The sequence below is a fragment of the Shewanella sp. 8A genome (assembly GCF_023475945.1).
Taxonomy (GTDB): Bacteria; Pseudomonadota; Gammaproteobacteria; order Enterobacterales; family Shewanellaceae; genus Shewanella; species Shewanella xiamenensis.
In genome coordinates this window covers 26,316-48,878 of the sequence record NZ_JAMDJP010000020.1, presented here as the reverse complement: position 1 = coordinate 48,878, position 22,563 = coordinate 26,316, and the positions used below count along the sequence as shown (strand labels likewise).

The window sequence follows — 22,563 nt, the reverse complement described above, 5'->3', positions numbered from 1 at the left end:
TAAACAAAGGATGAAGAAGAATGAGCGTTGATATGAAGTTGAATCGTGCCCAGTTTGATGCGGTTATGGTGCCTAACTATGCGCCTGCTGCCGTGATCCCAGTACGTGGCGAAGGCAGCCGTGTATGGGATCAAGAGGGTAACGAATTTATCGATTTTGCTGGCGGTATCGCGGTAAATTGCTTAGGTCACTGTCATCCTGCCTTAGTGAATGCCTTAAAAAACCAAGGCGAAAAATTATGGCATCTGTCTAACGTCATGACCAACGAGCCTGCACTCGAGCTGGCCACTAAGTTAGTCAATAGCACATTTGCTGAGCGTGTCTATTTTGCCAACTCTGGCGCCGAAGCCAACGAAGCGGCACTGAAATTAGCCCGTCGTTATGCTTTAGAAAAATACGGCGTAGAGAAAGATGAAATCATCGCCTTCGATAAAGCCTTCCACGGCCGTACTTTCTTCACCGTGAGCGTTGGTGGTCAAGCGGCATATTCCGATGGTTTTGGTCCAAAACCGCAAAGCATTACCCACTTACCTTATAACGATGTTGCGGCATTAGAAGCGGCCGTATCGGATAAAACCTGCGCCATCATGCTAGAGCCACTGCAAGGCGAGGGCGGTATTATTAATGCTGATCCTGCGTTCCTCAAAGTGGTGCGTGAACTGGCAAATAAACACAATGCACTGGTGATTTTCGACGAAGTACAAACCGGTGTTGGTCGTACAGGCGAACTTTATGCTTACATGGGCACCGACATAGTGCCGGATATTCTGACCACGGCTAAAGCACTTGGCGGTGGTTTCCCTATTGCAGCTATGCTGACTACCGCGGAAATTGCTGAGCACCTAAAAGTGGGGACTCACGGTTCAACCTATGGTGGTAATCCATTAGCTTGTGCTATCGGCAACGCGGTATTAGATGTGGTTAACACGCCAGAAGTGTTGAATGGTGTGAAACATCGCGAGCAATTATTACGCGACGGCTTGAACAAAATTAATGAAAAATATCACGTTTTCTCTGAAGTTCGCGGTAAAGGCTTACTGTTAGGGGCGGTTCTTAATGAACAATATCAAGGTCGTTCACGTGACTTTTTAGTGGCATCTGTTGCTGAAGGCTTAATGAGCCTGATGGCGGGGGCCAACGTGGTTCGTTTTGCACCTTCACTGGTGATCCCTGAGGCAGATATTGCAGAAGGTCTGGCACGTTTTGAACGTGCCGTGGCGAGCATCGCCGCTGCCTAAGGACCAAAGGAGTGCTGAATTTTATTCGCACTCCTTTTTTGTCAGGGAATTCTTGCAGACATCATTCCTGTCTTTTGAAGATAGGCGCATTGGTGCACTGCAAGCTTAAGTGAGGAGACACTAAGATGTTAATCATACGTCCTATTCGGGCTGGCGACTTTGAATCTCTATACCAAATTGCCGAAGAGTCTGGTCATGGCTTTACCTCATTGCCAGTCAATGCCGATTTGCTTCGGCATAAAATTGCCCGTGCTGAAGCCTCTTTTGCCAAAGTTGTCGATAAGCCCTTTGATGAAGGCTACTTAATGGTGCTCGAGGATACCGCGACCCGTGAAGTGGTCGGCACCTGCGCGATTGAAGCCGCAGTCGGTATGGAGGATGCCTTCTACCATTATCGCCTCGGAACTGAGGTGTACCATTCTGAGCAAATTGAAGTTCGCAACGAGGTGGAAACCTTAACCCTTTGTCACGATTACACCGGCGCCGCTGAGCTTTGTACCCTGTTTTTACGGGAGCCTTATCGTAAGGGGAATAATGGCCGCATGTTATCCCGCAGCCGTTTTCTGTTTTTGGCGCAGCATGCCAAACGCTTTGGCGAAACTGTGATTGCTGAAATGCGTGGCGTGAGTGATGCAGATGGTCATTCTCCCTTCTATGGTTGGTTGCAAAAAAACTTTTTAGGCATTGATTTTATTCAAGCTGACTACCTGTCTGGCTTAGGTAAAAAAGCCTTTATGGCGGAGATGATGCCCCGTAACCCTGTGTATGTTTGCCTGCTGCCAGAAGAAGCGCAAAAAGTGATCGGCGAAGTACACACTAATACGCGTCCGGCTCTAAGCTTGCTGCAGGCCGAAGGTTTTAGATGCCGCGGTTATGTGGATATTTTCGATGGTGGCCCAACGGTCGAGTGCCGTTTAACCGATATTCGTGCTGTGCGTGAAAGCCGTCTACTGACGGTCGAAATTGGTGATATGCCTGAATCCGATAAGCAATTTATTGTCTCTAACACTCAATTAGCCAATTACAGAGCGACCGCAGCTTATCTCTGCGTTGATGATAAAGCAGAGCAGGTGGTAATTAGCCCAGAACTCGCCGAAGGTTTGTTACTCGCAAAAGGCGATCAAATCCGTATTTTGGCAATGTAGGAATAGCAAATGACACATTTTATTAAAGGCCAGTGGCACGCTGGCAAGGGTCATGATGTGACCTCTAGCAACCCAGCAAATGGCGAAATTATTTGGCGCGGCCAAACGGCGACAGCCGATCAAGTCAACGCTGCCGTCGATGCCGCCCGTGAAGCTCAGTTCGATTGGTTTATGTTAGGTTTTGATGCGCGTCTAAAGATAGTTGAAGCTTATCGTAGCCAACTCGAAGCGAACAAAGCCGAATTAGCCGAAACGATCGCTCAGGAAACGGGTAAACCTCAATGGGAAACCGCGACAGAAGTTGCTGCCATGATTGGTAAGATTGGCCTGTCGGCAACGGCTTATAACAAGCGCACCGGCACTGAAGCCAATGACACGCCAGCAGGGCGCGCCGTGCTACGCCATAAGCCTCACGGTGTGGTTGCTGTGTTTGGGCCCTATAACTTCCCAGGGCATTTACCCAATGGTCATATAGTGCCAGCATTGCTTGCGGGCAATACCGTGGTGTTTAAGCCCTCTGAATTGACGCCTAAAGTGGCCGAGTTAATGGTCTCTCTGTGGGAAAAGGCGGGTCTGCCTGCGGGTGTAATCAACTTAGTCCAAGGTGAAGTGGATACGGGCAAGGCGCTGGCGTCGCACCAACAACTTGACGGGCTGTTCTTTACCGGCAGTTCTCGCACCGGTCACCTGTTGCACCAGCAATATGCGGGTCATCCAGGTAAGATCCTCGCCTTAGAAATGGGCGGTAATAACCCGCTGATTATTAAAGGCGTGGCCGATATTAAAGCCGCTGTGCACGATATTCTGCAATCGGCCTATATTTCATCAGGCCAGCGTTGTACCTGTGCCCGCAGGCTCTATGTTGAGCAAGGCGAGCAGGGCGATGCCTTAGTCGCCAAGCTAGTTGAAGCGGTGAAGCAGATTAAAGTCGGTCCTTGGAACGCGCAGCCACAACCATTTATGGGCTCAATGATTTCCGAAGGCGCAGCGAAAGGTATGGTGGCGGCGCAGGCTAACTTGCTCAGCTTAGGCGGCGTGTCACTGGTTGAACTCACCCACCTGCAAGCAGGAACAGGTTTAGTCTCACCAGGGCTTATCGATGTCACTGCGGTGAGCGAGTTACCCGATGAGGAATACTTTGGACCATTGCTGCAATTAGTGCGCTACAGTGATTTTGACCAAGCGATTAAGCTGGCTAACCAAACCCGTTATGGCTTATCCGCAGGTATCTTGGCCGATAGCCGTGAGGATTATGAGTATTTCCTTGCTCGCATTCGTGCGGGGATTGTGAACTGGAACAAGCAGATCACTGGTGCCTCGGGTGCTGCGCCCTTTGGTGGCGTAGGCGCTTCGGGTAACCACAGGGCGAGTGCATTTTATGCCGCAGACTACTGTGCTTATCCCGTTGCCTCCGTTGAGGCCGATGCGGTGAGCCTACCCGCAAGTTTAAGCCCAGGGTTAAGTTTAGAGTGACATCATTGAGGAAGAACCTAGGTTCTTCCTTTTTCATCACAAGCAGTAACGTTACTTGGGCTGCTACTGAGCGCTGTTGTGCAGCAAGTGGCTAGGGTCGTTACATTGAGTGCGAGCGGCAAAACAATACGCACTATAGTCGCAGCACAATAAAAGGAGTTTTTATGCACACAGATATCAATGCGTTATTTGCCGCTCTCTGGCAAGACTATATTCAAATGACCCCATCTGCGGCCAAGGTGCACGAGCTACTTGGACACGGCAAGCCAATTATCAACGACCATATCGCCCTGCGTACTTTTAATATCGCTAAGGTGAATTTAGCCGTATTAGCAGAGCACTTTACTTCTTTAGGTTATGTGGCCTGCGGTGACTATAAGTTTGAACAGAAAAAACTGGTGGCAAAGCATTTTGAGCACCCAGATGCGACTCAACCTAAGGTGTTTATTTCTGAGCTATTGGTGGAAGAGTTTAGCCCATCACTGCAAAGCACCATTCAAGGTTTGATTGCCCAAGTGGATGAGCAAGCGACGAAAGCGGATAACTTTATCTATTCGGGTCGTCATTGGACGCTGGATGCTAAAACCTACGAGACGCTGCTCGAAGAGAGTGAATATGCGGCTTGGGTTGCAGCTTTTGGTTACCGCGCCAATCATTTTACGGTTTCTATCAACCACCTAGAGGGTTTTGATACCTTAGAGTCGGTAAATGATGCACTCAAGCAAGCGGGTTTTGTGCTCAATAGCTCAGGTGGCGAAATCAAAGGTTCACCAGAGGTGTTACTGGAGCAATCATCGACTATGGCCGATAAAATCGCTGTGGTATTTAGCGATACAACGGTTGAGATCCCAAGCTGCTTCTATGAATTCGCCCTGCGTTATCCAAAGGCGAATGGTGAGCTGTATACCGGCTTTGTGGCCGCATCAGCCGATAAGATTTTTGAGAGCACCAACGCGAAAAAAGCCTAATAAATTAGGTTGTTGCTGACTTAATCTCAAACAAAAACGCCATCAATTGATGGCGTTTTTTATGGGTGGCACTTAGAGCAAGTAGCTAGAACAACAATAGTTAGCTCAACACATGTTCGCTAAGCACTCTTAGCTAAGCACTCGTTAGCCAAAGACTAGTTCAATACTGAGGCCAGATAAGTGACTGCTGTGTTTAAACTTAAGTTCAATGCCATATTGTTCGGCAATTTCCTTCACTATCGATAAACCTAGGCCATGGCCCATGACGGATTCATCAAGGCGCGTGCCCCTTTGGGTGAGTTTATCGAGTTCGTCGTCAGCAACACCTGGGCCATCATCATCGATGCTAAGGCAGAGTTTGTTTTGCGCCTTCCACAGTTTTACCGTGACTTGGCTACCCGCCCATTTAAAGGCGTTATCGAGCAGATTACCTAGAAGCTCCATACCATCTTCCCTATGAATAGGCAGGCGTTGGATACTAGGATCGAGCTCAAAGTCGCAGTTGATGTTTTTGCTTCTGTGCACTTTGTTGAGGGTATTGGCGAGGCTGTGGAGATCCCTCGGCACCACTAACTGGGCAGCAGGTAACATATCACCGGTGATCCGCGCCGCCGCAAGCTTACGCTCGACCATTTTATGGATAGCGTCGAGTTGCTGTTGCAGCGCCATGGCGGTATCGGGATCTTTTAGCCCCAAGGCTTCTACCTGTTGCTGCATCACTGCCAGTGGGGTTTTGAGCCCATGGCTTAAGTTGCCTAAGTTATTGCGGCTACGTTCTATTTGCTTGGCGGTGTATTCCAATAACTCGTTGTAGGTCTTCGCCAGCGGTTGCACTTCGGGCGGAATGTTATTCAGCTCTAAGGCGTTAATCTCGCCTTCTTGTAGCCGTGACAGTGCATGTTGGATCTGTTTAACGGGTTTAAAGGATTGGCGCAGGATCAGGAAGATACCCGCGATCATGGCCACTAACATGGCGAGGTTAACCCCAAGCTTAGTGCCGTAGACTTCACTAAATACCCGCCGACCAATACTCAAATCTTGTGCGACAGTGAGCGTAGCAGTCACATTGGCACTGCTGGAATTTAATCCAAGAGATAACAACTGCATATCATTATTTTTAGGCCCTTTTGCCTGCCAGACACGGGTCTGGTTTGGCGCTAAAGGTTCGATATCGAGCTGCATATCCCACAGGGAGCGGGAGCGGATCACTTCATTGGGCAGGTTTAGCTGGAAATAACGCCCCGAATAGGCGGGGCGGTAGAAGCTCGACAGTTGGCTCTGATCGATGTGGATTTCCCCATTATTGAAATGGGTTGCCAGCATAATGTGTTCTAAATCTTCTTCTAAGCGATTGATAATCGAGTCGTGAAACGCTTGGCGCAGCATGGACTCAAATAATACGAGTCCAACCACTGTGCCTAATACCAATAAGCCCGTTAACCATAAACTGAGCTTAGTGCGAATCGAGATCATGCAGTCACGCCGTGGAAGATATAACCTTGACCGCGGCGGGTTTCTATCGCAGTTTTACCGAGTTTTTTGCGCAGATGAGTCACGTAAACTTCAACCACATTACTCTCTTTCTCATCGTCAAACTGATAGAGCTTGTCCGTCAGTTGAGCCTTAGATAACAGCTTCTTAGGCGACATGAGGAAGATTTTTAACAGCCTGAATTCCATGGCTGTCAATTCATATAAATGCTCGCCAACGCTGACGGTTTGTTCGGCTTCATCTAAGGTGACGCCGCCATAGCTAAGTTGCTTGCTGGAATTATTTAAACGGCCATGGGCGCGATGAATAAGCGCTTGGATACGCGCTAATAACTCCTGTGCGTGGAAGGGTTTTCCTAAATAATCATCGGCACCGGCATTGAAACCTTCGACCTTTTCATGCCATTGGCTGCGGGCGGTTAACATAATAACAGGAGTGCTAATGCCTTGATTACGCCAGCCTTCGAGTAATTCCAGCCCATTGCCATCGGGGAGACCAATATCTAAGATCACGCAATCGTATTGGGTTTCTTTAACGAGGTAATCGGCTTCAACCGCTTTGTCAGTAATATCGGTAACGTAGCCAGCCTGTTTGAGTTGTTTCTCCAGTTCGGAGACCAACATCGGATTATCTTCAACGAGTAGCAGTTTCATGTTTTCGACATTCGCTCGGTAGTGCGGTGGAGTGTTCAAGTTGACCATTGGTGGCATCAATACTCAGATTCACAATTTGGCCGCGTTGAACTTTGATTTGCAAATCATAGCGCCATTTATGATCTTCTTGATAGAGATGTGCGTCAATTAGTTCACCTTGGCAGAATTGATTGACCACGGCAAGGGTGCCATTGAGTGATAGAATTTGCCCAGAGTTGACTAAAGCCTTGGCTTGATAATGTTCTAATTCAATCGGTTCGGCGTTAATTATTGTTGGATGCACCAGCGTAAACAGACTGAAAAAACAGATAAATAACAGCCGTTTCATTTATGCTCCCCAATAAAAAATGGCCTAGATTTTATGCTAGGCCACTTTAATGAAACAGGCTTAAATCAAGCTGAAGTCTAACTTAACGGGTGCCATATACCACAATGGTTTTACCGTGTGCTTGAATGAGATTTTGTTCTTCAAGCATCTTTAAGATACGACCCACAGTTTCGCGGGAACAACCAACGATCTGACCAATTTCTTGGCGAGTGATCTTAATTTGCATGCCGTCTGGGTGAGTCATGGCATCAGGTTGTTTTGCTAAATGCAACAATGTTTGGGCAATACGGCCTGCCACATCGAGGAATGCTAAATTACCGACTTTCTGGCTAGTGCTCTGTAGGCGGTATGCCATTTGAGCCGAAAGCTTCATCAGAATTTCGGGGTTAACTTGGATTAATTGCTTGAACTTCTTGTAAGAGATTTCAGCAATTTCACATGCTTGTTTTGCACGAACCCAGGCAGTACGTTCAGCTTGTTCTTCGAACAATCCTAACTCACCGATAAAGTCGCCTTGATTAAGATAAGATAGGATCATTTCCTTACCTTCTTCATCTTTAATCAATACCGCAACAGAACCTTTTACGATGTAATAAAGGGTATCTGAGTCTTCACCAGCATGGATCAAGGTGCTTTTAGCGGGATACTTATGAATGTGACAGTGTGATAAAAACCATTCCAAAGTTGGGTCCGGTTTTGGCTTACCAATCAGAGCCATGTCGATGTTCCTCGATTGATTAAAACGAAAGTAAGAATATTCTAAATAAGCATTTTACGTCAATTACACCCATAAAAACTTGATGGACATCTTAGTTTAGAATGAGTGAATAAATGCAATTAACCAACTAAAATTAGAGCTTATTTTGCTACTTTAGTGATATTAGTCAACTAAATCGGTGTCAAACTCACTGGATTCACTTAACTCTGTAGAGTTAATCACATCTTATAAAGGCTTTTAAGGGTTTTTTGTGAGTAAAATAATCGTAAACCTTAGTGGCCTGACATGGTGAGTCGAGCAATTTAAAAATCAGCGGTGATTTTTCCCTTTATTTAAGGTCAATTGAACCTATTTAGACTCGACTTATGGGGTTAATTCTGGCTAACTTGGGGACGCGGTTGTTTTTCGAAGAGGTTACCACGTGAAATACAGACAATGGGTTTTCGGTGCAGGATTGACTTTATCCGTTGGATTAAGTTCTGCTGCATACGCATTTTCTATCCCGCAGCCCGCAAATGAAATTGCGGCGAGTAAATTTGTGCATATTCAAGTTCAGGCGGAGCAAGGTGATGCCGATGCGCAATTTTTACTGGGACTGATGTTTCTCTCTGGACGTTATGTGCAGCAAGAAGTGCCATCAGGACTGCACTGGATAACTCTCGCCGCCGAGCAACAACACGAAAAGGCGCAGCAAACTTTGGCGGATCTCTCTTTTGAAGGCCAATTGATTAAACGAGACTTAGCTGTGGCCGAGCGTTGGTATAAGGATATGGGCGAGCGAGGTAACCGTTGGGCACAGTTCCGTTTAGGCTTTATTTACGCTTCGGGTGGTGATGGCGTTAAGCGCAATTGCGGTAAAGCGGTAGAGCAATTTTCCCGTGTTGGCGATGATATTGCCCTTGGCAATGTGGCTTGGATTCTCGCAACTTGCCCTGAGGCCGAATACCGTGATGGCAATAAAGCGCTTCAGTTATCTCTACAGCTCCTTAAGGTCAACGAAAACGATCCCACTAATCTCGACAACTTGGCCGCGGCCTATGCGGAAGTGGGCGATTTTGGCGCTGCCGTTTCGACGCAGCAAAAAGCGATTGCAGCTTTGAAGATGACGGCTGAAGCGACTAAAACCGATGAATTTAAGCAGCGTTTACATAGCTATGAGCAGAAACGCGCCTACCGTGAGACACTGCGTTTGCTCGATTAAACCCGTTAGTGTTTTATTATCTGTATCAGCCCGGGCTATGCTCGGGCTGATTGTTTCTGGCGTTTTATTTATTGGGCGGATTCAGGCTATTCGAGCGGCCAAGAATGTAAGATGTGATATTCCACCCCACGATTACCGCTTGAAGAAAGGTACAAATGAAGCTGTTCGGGAGCGAGCGTTAGTTCAGTTATTGGTGTATTCGCTAGATCCTTGAGGAGAAGTTCGTTATCAAAGGTGCTCAAAGACTTGGCTTTTCTAAACAAGCTGATATGCGGTCGAAATGGATGTTCGCTCTGATGCAATTGCAACTGCTGCGCTAAATCTTGCGCCTGTGATGCCAGTAACGCCAACGCCGGGCTAACCCTATCTCCCTTTAAACAACATACCTGTGCCTTGGGCCAAACGGCGAGCTTATCCAGTTGTACAGTAAATCGTGGCCGATGCAGTTTATCAACGGCTTCGAGCAGTTGCGTCTTTTGAGACTGATGGGCTAAGCCTAAAAAAGCGAGGGTGAGATGAAAATTCGCTTTGCTTACGGGTTTTGCATGGGGCGTTAACTGTTGTGCTAAGCATTGCTGCAATTGCAGCAGTTGCATGCGTTGAGTCTCATTAAGGGCGAATCCAAGAAATAGTCGTTGTAACACTCTTTATCTCCGCTACCTGCTCAAATGCCAAACATAAGCTATGCTTTTGTTTGGTAATACAGAAAGGCCCGTGGTCATTATTCATCATCGGCTTTCGATGACTTGAATTTGTTTCTGGGAAGTGTAGCAATAATACCTTAAATGGAATTGTAGGTAAGGAAATCCCTTTTCATGTCAGATGGTTTAGCAAATTCACTCCAACAGGCATTAGTGACGATTTTTAGCGAAACGCCGCTAGAAACCCTAGAGCAAAATGTTGATAGAGCATTAGAGGCGATTACACTTCAGTTGCACTGTGATGGGGTGTTTGTGCTAACGGGGAGTTTATCCCTCGACCATTTACGCACCCGTAATTTGTATTTAAAACCGCAATTTAGCCAGGGCCAGCAGACTCGCGTTTGGCCGCTCGCGCGTATGCCTTTTTTTCGCTCCCTTGTGAGAAACCCCAAGCTGCTGAATCTACCCGATGTGAATACATTACCACCAGAAGCTCAGGCGGAGCGGGCATTGTTACGGGATTGGGATGTCAAAAGTCTACTGGTGTTACCCCCCGTCGTATTTGGCGAAACCCGTATTGCCCTTGGGGCGGTAAATTGCTCCGAATGCTGTGAGTGGACCGAGGAGTTTATTCAGGAGTTTCAACATGCGGCTGTGATGATTGGTTCGGCGATGGAGCTGACCCGTATCGCCCATGATATGTTAGCGAGTGAAAACAAATATCGCGAAGTCTTTAATCAATTGCCCTTGGCTTGTGCTTTGCTGGATAAACAAAATCAACTGACGATGCTGAACAAAGTGGCGCTGCAAACCTTGCCAGTGCAGCATGGATACGATTTATTCAGCATGGTGCGCGATGAAGAGCACGCGATGCTCTCCGATACGTTGCATATGGTGCGTGAAGGCGTATTAGGACAAGCTTGGTGCGAATTGCCGCTTAAATCGCTGCATCAATTAGAGTGGTTAAGGCTCAGTTTTAGTCAGATCCACGGTGATAAGGACACCCTGGTTATGATTGCCGAAGATGTGAGTGAAAAGTATCGGCTGGCCGATGAGCTCTCTTTTCATGCTAACTACGATGCTCTTACCGGATTGCCCAATCGGCTGCACTTTGAGGCATTACTCGATAATTTGCTGCATAGCAAAGATGATATGCCAACCTGTGTTGCCTTTATCGATGTCGATCAATTTCAAGTGATCAACAATGTTAGCGGTCATCAAGCGGGGGATAAGTTACTGTGCCAGTTGACATTGCGGCTTAAACAACTGGTGCGTAAGGGCGATATTGTTGCTCGGCTTGGTGGTGATGAGTTCGGTATTTTAATGCATTACTGCAATGTGGATTCGGCGCAGCATATTGCTAAGCGGATTTGTACTCAGTTAGCAACTCACGAATTTATCTGGGAAAACCGCTGCCACAATGTCAGCGTCAGTATGGGGATAGCTAAGTTCGACAGGTCGGCCTCTGATATTTATACCGTGATGAGTCATGCTGATGCGGCCTGTCGACTCGCCAAAGATAAGGGGCGAAATGGCTGGCATTTATACAGTGCTAAAGATCCTAAAATGACCCGTCTTTACACTGAAATGATGGCCTCGGTAGATATTGTTAGTGCCCTCGCGTTAAATCAATTTGAGCTTTATTTTCAAAGTATTGCACCACTAAATTGCGAAGAGCCAGGATTACATTTAGAAGTGCTGCTCCGTATGGTGCAGCCCAATGGCAACATTGTTTCGCCAGCAATTTTCCTACCTGCCGCTGAGCGTTATAACTTGGCCGCCAAAGTCGACTTGTGGGTCATTGATAATCTACTGAAGTGGGGGAGTAGCCATTTAGCGATTTGGCAGCAATTGGGGCTGGTATCCGTCAACCTTTCGGCGACGTCTTTGGGTGATAGCGAGTTTATGAATTGGCTTGAAATGCGGCTAATGACTGAACCTGAGTTGGTGGATAAACTCTGCATTGAGATAACCGAAACCGCCGCCGTAAGCCAATTAGATCAAGCAACTAAATTGATTGAAGTGCTTAGGCCATTAAATTGCCAGCTCGCACTGGATGACTTTGGTGCGGGATTTTCAAGTTTCACTTATCTCAAACGTTTAAATGTGGATTACGTCAAAATCGATGGTCAGTTTGTTATCAACCTGTGTGACGATGATGCGGATCAAGCAATCATCAAAGCCATTTGTCAGCTCGGACAAGATATGGGATTTGATGTGGTAGCTGAGTTTGTTGAATCGACAGAAATTGGTTTAAAATTAAAGAGCTTAGGAGTGGATTATGCTCAAGGTTATGCGATTAATAAACCCGCGCCATTGCTAACATTAACCTCTGGATTGGCCGAGCCTTGGCTGCTGTAACGGCGGTTCTCCTTCAAGTGAGTTTTTATACTTCTGCAATTCTTAATTTGTAAGTGACTCATTTATCAATATTTACCTTAATGTGAGCCCATGCAACTTAGGCTGCGACAGATTGTCGCGCCAAGCCGAGTTTTGATTGCACTTATATCACCAGCCATAACAATACCCCCACAAAAATCATTAAAAACAATATGTAGGGGAAATTTGTGCCATATCAACCGATCAAATTAGCGCTAATTTTAGCGAGTATTTTAGGCTCCACTTTGCCTCAGTTGGGCTGGTCTACAGAGGCGACCGACTGTGGTGATGACCAAAAATGTAAAGATTATCTGCTGGTTACCGCTGATGTGATGCGTCAGCCAGTACACTTAGTGAGTGATCCCAAACAAAATCGATTGCCATTACCCGCCTATGATGGCTCAGGGTTTTTACGCACGATTCCGGGATTTAATATCACCCGTAAAGGCGGCTCTGGCGGCGATCCGATGTTTCGTGGCTTAGGTGGTTCGCGCTTAAACATCGTTGATGATGGCCAGCATGTGTATGGTGCCTGTGGTGGACGTATGGATCCGCCAACCAATTATATTTATCCCGAAACTTACGATCAGATAACGGTTATTAAAGGCCCGCAGACGGTGAAATATGGCCCTGTCGGCACCGCGGGCACAATTCTGTTTGAGAAAAACCGCCATCGTTTTAATCAAGCGGATCTTGAAGGGCGTGCCAGTGCGACGGGTGGCAGTTTCGATAGACGAGATGCCATGGTGGAGTTGAGTGCAGGGGATAAAAATTACTACCTTGATTTTGATATTAATCAATCGAGTAGTGATCATTATCAGGACGGCAATGGCAATAAGGTGCAATCCAGTTATGACCGCCAAAACGCCAATCTTGCCCTAGGTTGGACACCTACTGAGCGTACCGTTGTGGAGTTAGCTTACGGTGAGTCGAGCGGTGAGGCAGAGTATGCCGACAGATTAAATAAGGCTCGCCAAATTGATAACCGTGATGCGGCGGTGCTCATACAACATGAGTTTGAGTCGAGTTGGTTGGCCGCAGTCGAGTTACAAGCCTTTAGCAATAAGAACGACCATATTATGGACCGATTTGATGAAGGGGTGAATTCTGGCTCGAATGTGCGCCGAATGACCGACGGTGGTCATCTTTGGTTTGATTTAACTCCGCTCGATGCCCTCGAATTAACACTGGGGCTGGATTATATGTCTAGCGCCCATGATGGCCGCAGCATGGCAACGGGGGATGTTGGTTTAGACGACTTACTCAATAAGCCGTTTAAGGAAGATATGCGCTATAAAAACTATGCGTTGTTTGCCGAATCCCGCTATGGCTTTGATAACCAAGGCGTAGGCGATGGTAGCTTGCACGCTGGATTGAGGGTCGATCGCTGGGATAGCGAATTGTTAATCGCCCAACAGGGGGAACGGGAGGATACCCTCTACAGCGGTTATGTGCGTTATGAATATCAACTCGATGCTCATCAATACTATGCTGGATTTGGCTCAGCGCAGCGCGTGCCAGACTATTGGGAGATCATGAAGGCTAGCGCCGATAATCCCGCACAAAAAGCCTTTGATCTTAAGGCAGAAACGACCAATCAATTTGATATAGGCTGGATTTACCAAGGTCCGGTTGAAGCGTCAGTGTCACTCTTTTACGGTGAGATTAATGACTATATTTTGATTGATTCGACCAGCAACACCACGGTAGCCCGTAATATTGATGCCAGCTTATTCGGTGGCGAAGCAAGCCTAGACTATGCGTTTAATGATCAATGGTCGACTCAACTTACCTTAAGTTATACCCAAGGTGAAAACGATACCGACAAGGTCGCACTTGGGCAAATATCGCCGTTAGAGGCAAGATTAATTGTTAATTATCAATGGCAAGCTTGGACAATGGCGGCGCAGTGGCGGCTGGTTGCATCGCAGGATCGTTATACCTTAGGTCACGGCAATATTGTGGGCCAAGACTTAGGCCCAAGTAGTGGCTTTGGTACCTTGGCACTCAATGCTTCTTGGTCATACAGCAAGGATTTATCCTTTATCTTCGGTGTCGAAAACCTGTTTGATGCAACCTACGCAGAGCATGTGAGTAAGGCCGGTACGGGTAATGATCTGCCTGGCAGCGAAGCCATGTTTAGGGTTAATGAGCCGGGGCGTAATCTCTGGGCTAAGCTGACCTATCAGTTCTAACTCGGCTTATTTGTGCTATTAGCGCCCCGAGAGCCTTGCTGTTGGGGCGATGCTATTTTTAGCAAGCCAATGCCAAACTGCGACGTATCAAAGCCGAGGCTGCGGGAGGGACACTGCCAAAGGCCTATGTTAAACTGCCACATCATTTTTCCCTGTTGATACTGTTGCATTGAACAATCTACCTATTCATTCCTTACTGCCATCTCTGCGTGATGCCTTTGCAACGCATGCCCAAGTGATCCTCGAGGCACCCACAGGCGCGGGTAAATCCACCGCCTTGCCTTTAGCTATCTTGGATTGGGCTGAGGTTTCTGGGCGGATTTTAATGCTGGAACCTCGACGTGTGGCCGCCCGCAGTGTGGCGCAATTTATTGCCAGTTGTCGGCAACAGGCGGTAGGGCAAGAGGTCGGTTTTAGGGTGCGCGGTGAGTCAAAGGTCAGTGGTGAGACTCGGCTTGAGATCGTTACCGAAGGGATATTAACCCGAATGATCCAGCAAGATCCTGAATTGACCGGGATCGATATGATCATTTTCGATGAGATCCACGAGCGGCATTTGACCACAGATCTTGGTTTAGCCCTCGCTCTTGAAGTGCAAAGCTCACTGCGGGATGACTTAAAAATCCTCGCCATGTCGGCAACCTTATCTGGCATTGCGCTCAGTGAGTTAATGCCAAACGCAGCTCTGCTCAAGAGTGAAGGGCGCAGTTTTCCGGTTGAAATCATCTACCGTGCTGTCGCGGGACAGCAGCATTGGCTCGATCATCTGAGCCGCACCGTGCTCGATAGTGCTACCTCAATAACGGATAGTGCTACCTCAATAACGGATAGTGGCCCGCAGGATATACTGGTGTTTTTACCCGGTAAGGCGGAAATCCTCAGGGTGGCACAGTATTTGGCGGAGCGCCTCGATGGTAGCCGTGTGGCAATTTGTCCGCTTTATGGCGAGTTGTCTGCGCAGGAACAGGATAGGGCGATTAAGGCAGACGATATTGGCAGGCGTAAAATAGTGCTCTCCACCAACGTTGCCGAGTCGAGTCTCACCATTGAAGGCATTGGGCTGGTTATCGATAGTGGCTATAAACGCCAAGCGAGTTTTAACCCTAAAACGGGGGTTACGCGCTTAAGCCTTAAACGTATTAGCCAAGCTTCGGCAACCCAACGTGCTGGCCGCGCTGGCCGTTTAGCGGCGGGCGTGTGTATTCGATTATGGGGCCAAGAAGAGCATCAACGTCTGCTCAAAGCCGATGAGCCCGAAATCAGCCAAGCCGATTTAGTCTCAATGGCCCATGACTGTGCCTATTGGGGCGCTAAATCCTTCAGCGATTTGCTGTTATTGACAGCGCCGCCGAGCGTGAACGAAGCGCTGGCGTGGCAACTGCTGCAGCGCTTAGGCGTGGTCGATGGGCAAAACAAACTCACTCAGCACGGCAAAGCCGCCTATGAGCTGGGCTGTCATCCGCGCCTCGCGCACATGTTATTAGCTGCTAAATCCCATTCTACAGAACTTGCGGCCTTGGCCTGCTTGCTTGCGGGTATTTTAGAGGCGCGGGGATTGCCACGCAAAGGCGCAGATATCATGAATTACTTGCATTTTGCCACCCAAGGCAGTGCGGGGCAGCAGGCCAAACAATGGCTTAAAAAGCTGGCGCTAGATAAGCAATTCACTCAGGCCGATTTAGTGGCCATCGCCTCCCATGCGCATCATCAGGATGTCGGTTTACTGTTGGCGCAGGCTTATCCCGATCGCATCGCCAAATCCCGCGGTGTCGAGGGTTATCAATTGGCCAATGGAACGGGTGTGGTGCTCAACGCTGAAGATGCCTTAGCGCAAACGCCTTGGTTGGTGGTGGCTGATTTTCAAGAAACCGAAGGTAAAAATGCTGGGCGGATCTATTTAGCTTGTCCGTTGCAACCGAGCCTATTTGAGCATGAGTTGGCCGACTTGGTTGATACTCATGAGCAGTGCGGTTGGGATGAAACTAAAGGCCGCGCGGTGGCTGAACGTCAAATGAAAGTCGGGCAGATATTACTGAAATCCGAGACGATTGCTAATCCCAATCGGGCGCAAATTGTGGCGGCATTAGTGAGTTATATCCGTCAGCAAGGGTTACAAATTCTTAATTGGCACGATAACTTAGCGCAGTTTCAAGCGCGATTGCATTTAGCGCGAAGCTTAGATCCGAATGCTGATTGGCCGGATATGAGCGATGCCGCCCTGTTGGCCGATCTTGAAACTTGGCTGGCGCCTTACCTTGAAAATGTGAATAATCTGCCGCAATTACAAAAACTCGATTGCTTTAGCTTAGTGATGAATCAATTGAGTTGGTCGCAGCAGCAGGCGCTCGATGCACTGTTGCCGACTTCATGGCCTTTAGCCACGGGCACTTTCGCGCCCATAGTTTACGATACTTCGGGTCGCGCCTTACTGCGGGTTCGCTTGCAGGAAACCTTTGGTATGGCTGACAGTCCGCTACTAGCCCAAGGTAAGCTGAAGGTGACGATGGAGCTGCTGTCTCCGGCTCAGCGCCCTTTGGCACTGACGGCAGATCTCGCCAGTTTTTGGCAAGGGCCCTATGTTGAAGTGAAAAAAGAAATGCGTGGGCGTTACCCTAAACACCTGTGGCCGGACGACCCTGCCAATACGCTACCGACAAAATATACCAAGAAAAAAACCTTAGGTTTATCTCAGTCATAGCCTTTAGACTGCCTTGATTTACAACCTTGTGTTGTGCCTATGACTGATGCCGTTAACGCATAAATGATGAAGTAGATATGACAACTCATACGACAAAAAAAGCGCCAGCCCAACGTAAAGCGAAGCGAAGCCGTGGCCTATTTGGGCAAATTTGGTCGCTCACCTGGAAGCTCGCCTTAATCGGCCTCGCCGTTGTGACCTTCTACGGTATTTACCTCGACCAAATTATCGCCCGTAAGTTTGAAGGGCAAAAATGGCATTTACCTGCACAAGTTTTTAGTCGCTCCATGGCGTTATACCCAGGAGCTGCGGTGAGTCATCCGCAGTTGATGGCCGAGTTAAAGCTACTTGGCTATCGCAAAGTGGCTAACCCCCGCGAGGTTGGTGAGTTTTCGGCATCGAGCACCAAAATCGAATTATGGCGTCGACCCTTTTTACATCCCGAAGGCGATCAGCCAGAACAGCGAGTGATGATCACCTTCGATAGTGAAGGCGTCAGCGCGATTGCCCGAATGGAAGATAAGCGCCAGTTAGCGGTATTCCATTTAGAACCCGTTTTACTTGACCGCATGATCACCGGCGACGGTGAAGACAGGCTCTTTGTCTCTACCGAAGATATGCCCAAACATATTGTGCAGGCACTATTGCTGGTGGAAGACCGCAGTTTTTACGAGCACCACGGGGTGAACCCCTTCGCGATTCTGCGTGCGGCTTTTGTGAATATCAGTGCGGGTCGTACCGTTCAGGGCGGCTCGACACTGACCCAGCAGTTGGCGAAAAACTTCTTTCTGTCGAGCGAGCGCTCGTTGCTGCGTAAAGTTCGCGAAGCCTTAATGGCGGTGATTATCGATTTTCGCTACAGCAAGGAAGAGATTCTCGAGGCTTATCTCAACGAAGTGTATATGGGGCAAGATAAATCCCGTGCCGTGCATGGTATGGGGCTGGCTTCGCAATTCTATTTTGGTCGTCCCATCGGTGAGTTAACCACGGCGCAGCAAGCCTTTTTAGTGGCGGCGATTAAGGGGCCATCTTACTACAACCCATGGCGCTACCCTGAGCGCAGCTTAGAGCGCCGCGATTTAGTGCTGCGGTTATTGATGGAGTCTGGCGAGCTGACGACCGCGCAATATAAGGTGGCGGTGGAGTCGCCCTTGGGTTTGCGTAATGCCAATAAGCCTGTGCATCAAAAATTACCTGCGTTTTATGCCTTGGTTAAACAAGAGGTTAATGAGCGCTACGGCGATGCGTTATTAAAACAATCTGGAGTGAAGATTTATACCACTCTTGATCCTATGGCGCAGGAAGCCGCCGAAATCGCTGTGACTCAAACCTTTAAGAGCTTAGATAAAGGCAACAAGTCGTTGCAGATTGGTATGGTGGTCACCGACAAATACACTGGCGGTATCGCGGCTATGGTGGGTGATAAAACGCCGGGCTTTGACGGTTATAACCGCGCAGTGGAGATCCGAAGACCTATTGGCTCGCTTATCAAGCCATTTGTGTACGCCACCGCTTTGGCACCAAATAGTAAATTTACTTTGGCATCGCCACTTAAAGATCAGCCGATTACCCTAAAGAATGAGCAAGGCAAAACCTGGTCACCGCAGAACTTTGATAAGACCTTTAGCGGCCAAGTTTCGTTGTTAACGGCGCTGAAAAAATCGATGAACGTGCCGACGGTAAACCTTGGGATTGCCGTTGGAGTCGATGCGGTGGCAACCACGCTGGCCAAATCGGGTTGGGAAGAACCGCTTAACGAATACCCCTCGATGCTACTGGGCGCGGTGAATGGTTCGCCCTTAATGGTAGCACAGGTTTATCAAACCCTCGCCGATAGCGGCGCTTACCGTAAACTTACCACAGTCACCGCAGTGCTCGATAGTGATAATCAGCCTTTACCCGTAACGCGTTCAGCCAAAGAGCAAGCGATTACGCCGGATACCGACTTTTTGGTGCAATATGCCATGCAGCAAGTCGTGCGCTCCGGTACGGCAACGCGCTTAGGCAATGCCTTCCCCAGTGTGGCACTGGCGGGTAAAACTGGTACCAGTAACGATAGCCGTGATTCTTGGTTCGCCGGTTTTGATGAGCGTAACGTGGCTGCGATTTGGGTCGGTCGCGATGATAACGGTAAGACCAGCCTCTACGGTAGCAGTGGCGCCATGGCGGTATACCAAGCCTTCTTGAAGGAGCGTCCACCCATTGGGCTGCGTTCTATTCCGCCATCGGGTGTGATCCAAGGCTATTTTGACCGAGATACGGGTGAAGCCAAGGAAGCGGGATGCAGTAATACTGAGGCATTACCCGCCCTGAGAGGCACTTATAATCCAGCTAAAAACTGCGGCGAGCCGTTGCAGTGGTGGCAGAAGATTTTGGGTCAGTAATACTTATTTTTAATAGGTAAAGCGATAATAGCGGTGCAACTTAATTGCACCGCTGTTTTTGATAAAGAGAGTACAAGATGTTTAAAACCGCAGCCGCAGTGCATATCCTTGTTAAACACAAAGAGCAGGCGGAAGATATTATTAAGCAATTGAATAAAGGCGCGAATTTTGGCGCCTTAGCCAAGCGCTATTCCTCATGTCCGTCGGCGAAAAAGGGCGGCGATCTCGGTGAATTTAAGCGTGGGCAAATGGTGCCGCAGTTCGATAAAGTCGCCTTTTCTGGTGAGTTATTAGTGCCGCATTTAGTGAAAACCAAATTTGGCTGGCATGTAGTTAAAGTGCTGTATCGCACTTAGCTATTGATCACACTTAACTATTGGCTATCGAGCGGCGACCGAGCTTGGCAAGTTATTTTATGGCTCGGTGGGAACCTTGCAAGAGCTGACCGATTACTGCGAACATCTAGAAATACGACAACGGACATTGTGCCAAGCTGCCGCGCAATTAAGAGTGGTTGTCCATGTTTTATTCTTTAACAATGGTTTGCTCGATTTACTCTTTTCGGTCGATAAATTATCGCATTCGAGCATAGGCATGTTCGGTTGCTTGTTCAGCGACGCGCAGCAAGTCCATCCGTGGATGCTCGGCCGCCCCGTCCATGATGCGGACGGTCGCCTCGCCAATCACCCTAACTCGCCTTGTGAGCAATAGTGTTGACTGTTGAGTTAAAGCCCGCTGAGTATTTAACAAAATTATGAACAGCCTTAGCGATTGAGGCTGTTCATAACTCTGTGACACATGACTTTTGAATTATCATTAGGGTTAAGAGTTTCCCATTCTAACTCGTTAATCAAAGTTGTTTCATACTCTGTTTTATCACTTTTCAAATCAGCTTCCATTTCTTTAATTAATTCAGCTGTAATAGCCTCTAATGGATCATCCAAAACTACAGATTCAATACTTTGTAATTCATATACCATTTTGGATGATTGGTATGAGAAAGCACCTTTTTCAATTATTTGGACAGTACCTACAGGCAATTTATCTTGATATAGCATTTCTGCTTTAGAGTCATAGGAATATGTTAAATTAGAAACATTGTACGAATATCTTGTATTAACTTTGATGGTAACTTCTTCCTCCTGAGTCGTTTCAGGACACTCCCAACTACCATTGATAAGTTCCAAATGTAATTTGTCATTTGCAAACACACCGAACGAAAGAAAAAATAATGTAGCTATAAATTTTTGCATAACCTTCCTTGATACATAACGTCTTAGTATTTATGCGATGCGCTGTTTGCAGGTCATAACGCAGCCACATCCAAGTCAATTGGAATAAATGATGCTATAGGAATTTGCTTTTTTGCGGTAGCGGTTTTTATACAGTTTGATGGGTAATTACTTGATATCAGGCGCAAAACAGGACACCCAACCTTAATCGGAGAGGGCAAAACTGGACACCCAGCCTTAACAGCGCGGTAGTTAACCTCCTACTATGCTTTGGTTAAGCATTGAACAAGGAGGTTTGTATGCCGCGCCCTCGCCGAACCCAGATAAGCCTTGAACTCTCACCTTAACATCAGTCCCTATTACCATTGCTGTAGCCGCGTTGTTCGGCGGGCTTTTTGATGTGGCGATGATAGTTACTCGGGTAAAAACTATGACCATCGCCGCGCTTGGGTAGAATCGCTACTGTTTGAACTTGAAGCCGTTTTTGCTATTGATGTGGCGGCCTTTGCGGTTATGTCGAATTATCTGCATTTGGTGCTGCGGGTGGATATCGACAGTGCCAATCGTTGGACTGATCGCGAAGTGCTTGAGCAATGGCATAAGTTGTTTAAAGGCGATGAATTAACGCAAAAATTCTTTAAAGGTGAGTTAGTTGAAGCCTATGAGGTCAGCAGATTAAAGCATTCAATCGCCCTTTATCGCAGTCGTCTGTGTGATATTTCATGGTTTATGCGATGTCTCAACGAACCGATAGCAAGACAAGCCAATCAAGAAGATAACTGCACAGGCAGTTTCTGGGAAGGTCGGTTTACCCATTTATTTTATAGAGAATCAAGCCCTACTCGATGAAGCTGCGGTGTTAGCCTGCATGACTTATGTTGATTACTCTTTATTAAAAGAAAGTCCCATTAGATCACAACTCGCTGATACACCTGAACAATCCGACCATACCAGTATTCAACTACGTATTCGGGCCGTATTAAAAGGTGAGCAGCCGAGCAATCTCCTGCCTTTTATTGGCAACGAGTGCAACAACCAACCCAGTGGCATTGCGTTTTCATTAACTGATTACCTTCAATTGGTGGATGATACCGGCCGAATCATTCGCAATGATAAACGCGGAAACATCAGTGAAAGTAGCGCCAAGATACTGAACAGATTAAATATCCCCCATGATAATTGGCTCAAGCTGACCACCGAGTTTGGCAAACTATTTCATGGTCCCGTGGGAACCTTGCAAGAACTGAGCGATTACTGCGAACATCTCGAAAAGCGACGACGGCACTTTGCATCAAGCTGCCAGCACTTGCGCTGCAACTGACAACGACTTATATAACTTCGAAAATAATCACCGCCTAATATCTCTCAATCACTATGGGATGGCTTGCCATGCCTGAAATGCACCATTTTTGAAAGAATTAACTCAATTTATTGCCTCAGATACTGCCCCTGTGACTTTTGCTCTCTCTCATTTAGGCAATTTTCAGATCTTACAAGTTGTAGACAAACGTAAAGTACATTATGTTGTTGATTAAAAATGGGTGGCCAGATTTATGCTTAGATTTATGCTTTCCGCGCTAAATTTGGGCGTTATGACTACTGAGACCTGAAAAATGAATTGTCCATCGTGCTCAAAAAAAATCCATTGGAGTAGAATTACATTTTCTGCAATACCTGTGTGGATTACTTGTAAATCATGCAGCGCTAAGCTGGTTGGAAATAAACTTATAAAAATTCAGACTATCGCTGCAACAATCCTAGCATTATTTCTGGGCATAGGTGTTGCAAGCATGAGCATTGACCTAACTTACAAATACTT

General features: G+C 47.4%; 16 protein-coding genes and 2 pseudogenes. 12 read left to right on the top strand and 6 right to left on the bottom strand.

Going from position 1 to position 22,563, the window contains the following annotated elements:
- Positions 1 to 20: 20 nt before the first annotated feature.
- The 4 genes from M0413_RS15390 to M0413_RS15375 all read left to right on the top strand — a co-directional run bounded on the left by M0413_RS15390 (position 21) and on the right by M0413_RS15375 (position 4,824).
- Positions 21 to 1,238, top strand: coding sequence for an aspartate aminotransferase family protein (locus M0413_RS15390; protein ID WP_249554841.1), 1,218 nt, complete (start codon positions 21 to 23; stop codon positions 1,236 to 1,238).
- 125 nt (positions 1,239 to 1,363) lie between these two features.
- Positions 1,364 to 2,383: an arginine N-succinyltransferase gene (astA, locus tag M0413_RS15385; protein WP_069453617.1), complete on the top strand. Its 1,020-nt coding sequence runs from the start codon at positions 1,364 to 1,366 to the stop codon at positions 2,381 to 2,383.
- Between the two features lie 9 nt (positions 2,384 to 2,392).
- A complete protein-coding gene (astD, locus tag M0413_RS15380; protein WP_249554839.1) occupies positions 2,393 to 3,856 on the top strand; it encodes a succinylglutamate-semialdehyde dehydrogenase in 1,464 nt (487 codons plus the stop codon).
- Between the two features lie 164 nt (positions 3,857 to 4,020).
- Complete coding sequence (locus M0413_RS15375) at positions 4,021 to 4,824, top strand: DUF1338 domain-containing protein (protein ID WP_047539775.1); 804 nt, start codon at positions 4,021 to 4,023, stop codon at positions 4,822 to 4,824.
- A 144-nt stretch (positions 4,825 to 4,968) separates the two neighbouring features.
- Here M0413_RS15375 and M0413_RS15370 read toward each other — a convergent pair whose 3' ends face one another.
- The 4 genes from M0413_RS15370 to crp form a co-directional block, all read right to left on the bottom strand.
- Positions 4,969 to 6,297: an ATP-binding protein gene (locus M0413_RS15370; protein ID WP_037427010.1), complete on the bottom strand. Its 1,329-nt coding sequence runs from the start codon at positions 6,295 to 6,297 to the stop codon at positions 4,969 to 4,971.
- Positions 6,294 to 6,968, bottom strand: a complete 675-nt coding sequence (locus tag M0413_RS15365) for a response regulator transcription factor (RefSeq protein ID WP_037414152.1) — start codon at positions 6,966 to 6,968, stop codon at positions 6,294 to 6,296. The genes M0413_RS15370 and M0413_RS15365 overlap by 4 nt, the downstream gene beginning before the upstream one ends.
- Positions 6,949 to 7,296 carry a PepSY domain-containing protein gene (locus tag M0413_RS15360; protein WP_037414150.1) on the bottom strand — a complete coding sequence of 116 codons (348 nt, stop codon included), beginning with the start codon at positions 7,294 to 7,296 and terminating at the stop codon, positions 6,949 to 6,951. Before M0413_RS15360 ends, M0413_RS15365 begins: the two co-directional genes overlap by 20 nt.
- Positions 7,297 to 7,378: 82 nt before the next feature.
- Entirely contained in the window at positions 7,379 to 8,014 is a 636-nt protein-coding gene (gene crp, locus M0413_RS15355) for a cAMP-activated global transcriptional regulator CRP (protein ID WP_011070954.1), read from the bottom strand.
- Positions 8,015 to 8,435: 421 nt separating this feature from the next.
- On the opposite strand from crp, the gene M0413_RS15350 reads away from it, so the two are divergent.
- Complete coding sequence (locus tag M0413_RS15350; RefSeq protein WP_037414147.1) at positions 8,436 to 9,215, top strand: tetratricopeptide repeat protein; 780 nt, start codon at positions 8,436 to 8,438, stop codon at positions 9,213 to 9,215.
- A gap of 86 nt (positions 9,216 to 9,301) precedes the next feature.
- Here M0413_RS15350 and thpR read toward each other — a convergent pair whose 3' ends face one another.
- A complete protein-coding gene (thpR, locus tag M0413_RS15345) occupies positions 9,302 to 9,859 on the bottom strand; it encodes an RNA 2',3'-cyclic phosphodiesterase (RefSeq protein WP_249554837.1) in 558 nt (185 codons plus the stop codon).
- Positions 9,860 to 10,030: 171 nt separating this feature from the next.
- Here thpR and M0413_RS15340 point away from each other — a divergent pair, with 171 nt between their 5' ends.
- From M0413_RS15340 to M0413_RS23120, 6 genes and pseudogenes are all read left to right on the top strand, one after another.
- Positions 10,031 to 12,217, top strand: coding sequence for a putative bifunctional diguanylate cyclase/phosphodiesterase (locus M0413_RS15340; RefSeq protein ID WP_218737482.1), 2,187 nt, complete (start codon positions 10,031 to 10,033; stop codon positions 12,215 to 12,217).
- Positions 12,218 to 12,423: 206 nt separating this feature from the next.
- A complete protein-coding gene (locus tag M0413_RS15335; RefSeq protein ID WP_249554835.1) occupies positions 12,424 to 14,430 on the top strand; it encodes a TonB-dependent copper receptor in 2,007 nt (668 codons plus the stop codon).
- 169 nt (positions 14,431 to 14,599) lie between these two features.
- The gene (gene hrpB, locus M0413_RS15330; protein WP_249554833.1) at positions 14,600 to 17,128 is read left to right on the top strand and encodes an ATP-dependent helicase HrpB; all 2,529 of its coding nucleotides are present in this window, start codon (positions 14,600 to 14,602) and stop codon (positions 17,126 to 17,128) included.
- Positions 17,129 to 17,205: 77 nt separating this feature from the next.
- A complete protein-coding gene (mrcB, locus tag M0413_RS15325; protein ID WP_249554830.1) occupies positions 17,206 to 19,512 on the top strand; it encodes a penicillin-binding protein 1B in 2,307 nt (768 codons plus the stop codon).
- A 77-nt stretch (positions 19,513 to 19,589) separates the two neighbouring features.
- Complete coding sequence (locus M0413_RS15320; RefSeq protein WP_023268767.1) at positions 19,590 to 19,868, top strand: peptidylprolyl isomerase; 279 nt, start codon at positions 19,590 to 19,592, stop codon at positions 19,866 to 19,868.
- A gap of 28 nt (positions 19,869 to 19,896) precedes the next feature.
- Positions 19,897 to 19,992 (top strand): annotated as a pseudogene (locus M0413_RS23120) (transposase); the annotation flags it as partial.
- Between the two features lie 284 nt (positions 19,993 to 20,276).
- On the opposite strand, the gene M0413_RS15310 reads toward M0413_RS23120, so the two are convergent.
- Complete coding sequence (locus M0413_RS15310; protein WP_203432247.1) at positions 20,277 to 20,765, bottom strand: hypothetical protein; 489 nt, start codon at positions 20,763 to 20,765, stop codon at positions 20,277 to 20,279.
- 278 nt (positions 20,766 to 21,043) lie between these two features.
- Here M0413_RS15310 and M0413_RS15305 point away from each other — a divergent pair.
- A pseudogene (locus M0413_RS15305) lies at positions 21,044 to 22,065 on the top strand (transposase).
- The last annotated feature ends 498 nt before the right edge of the window (positions 22,066 to 22,563 follow it).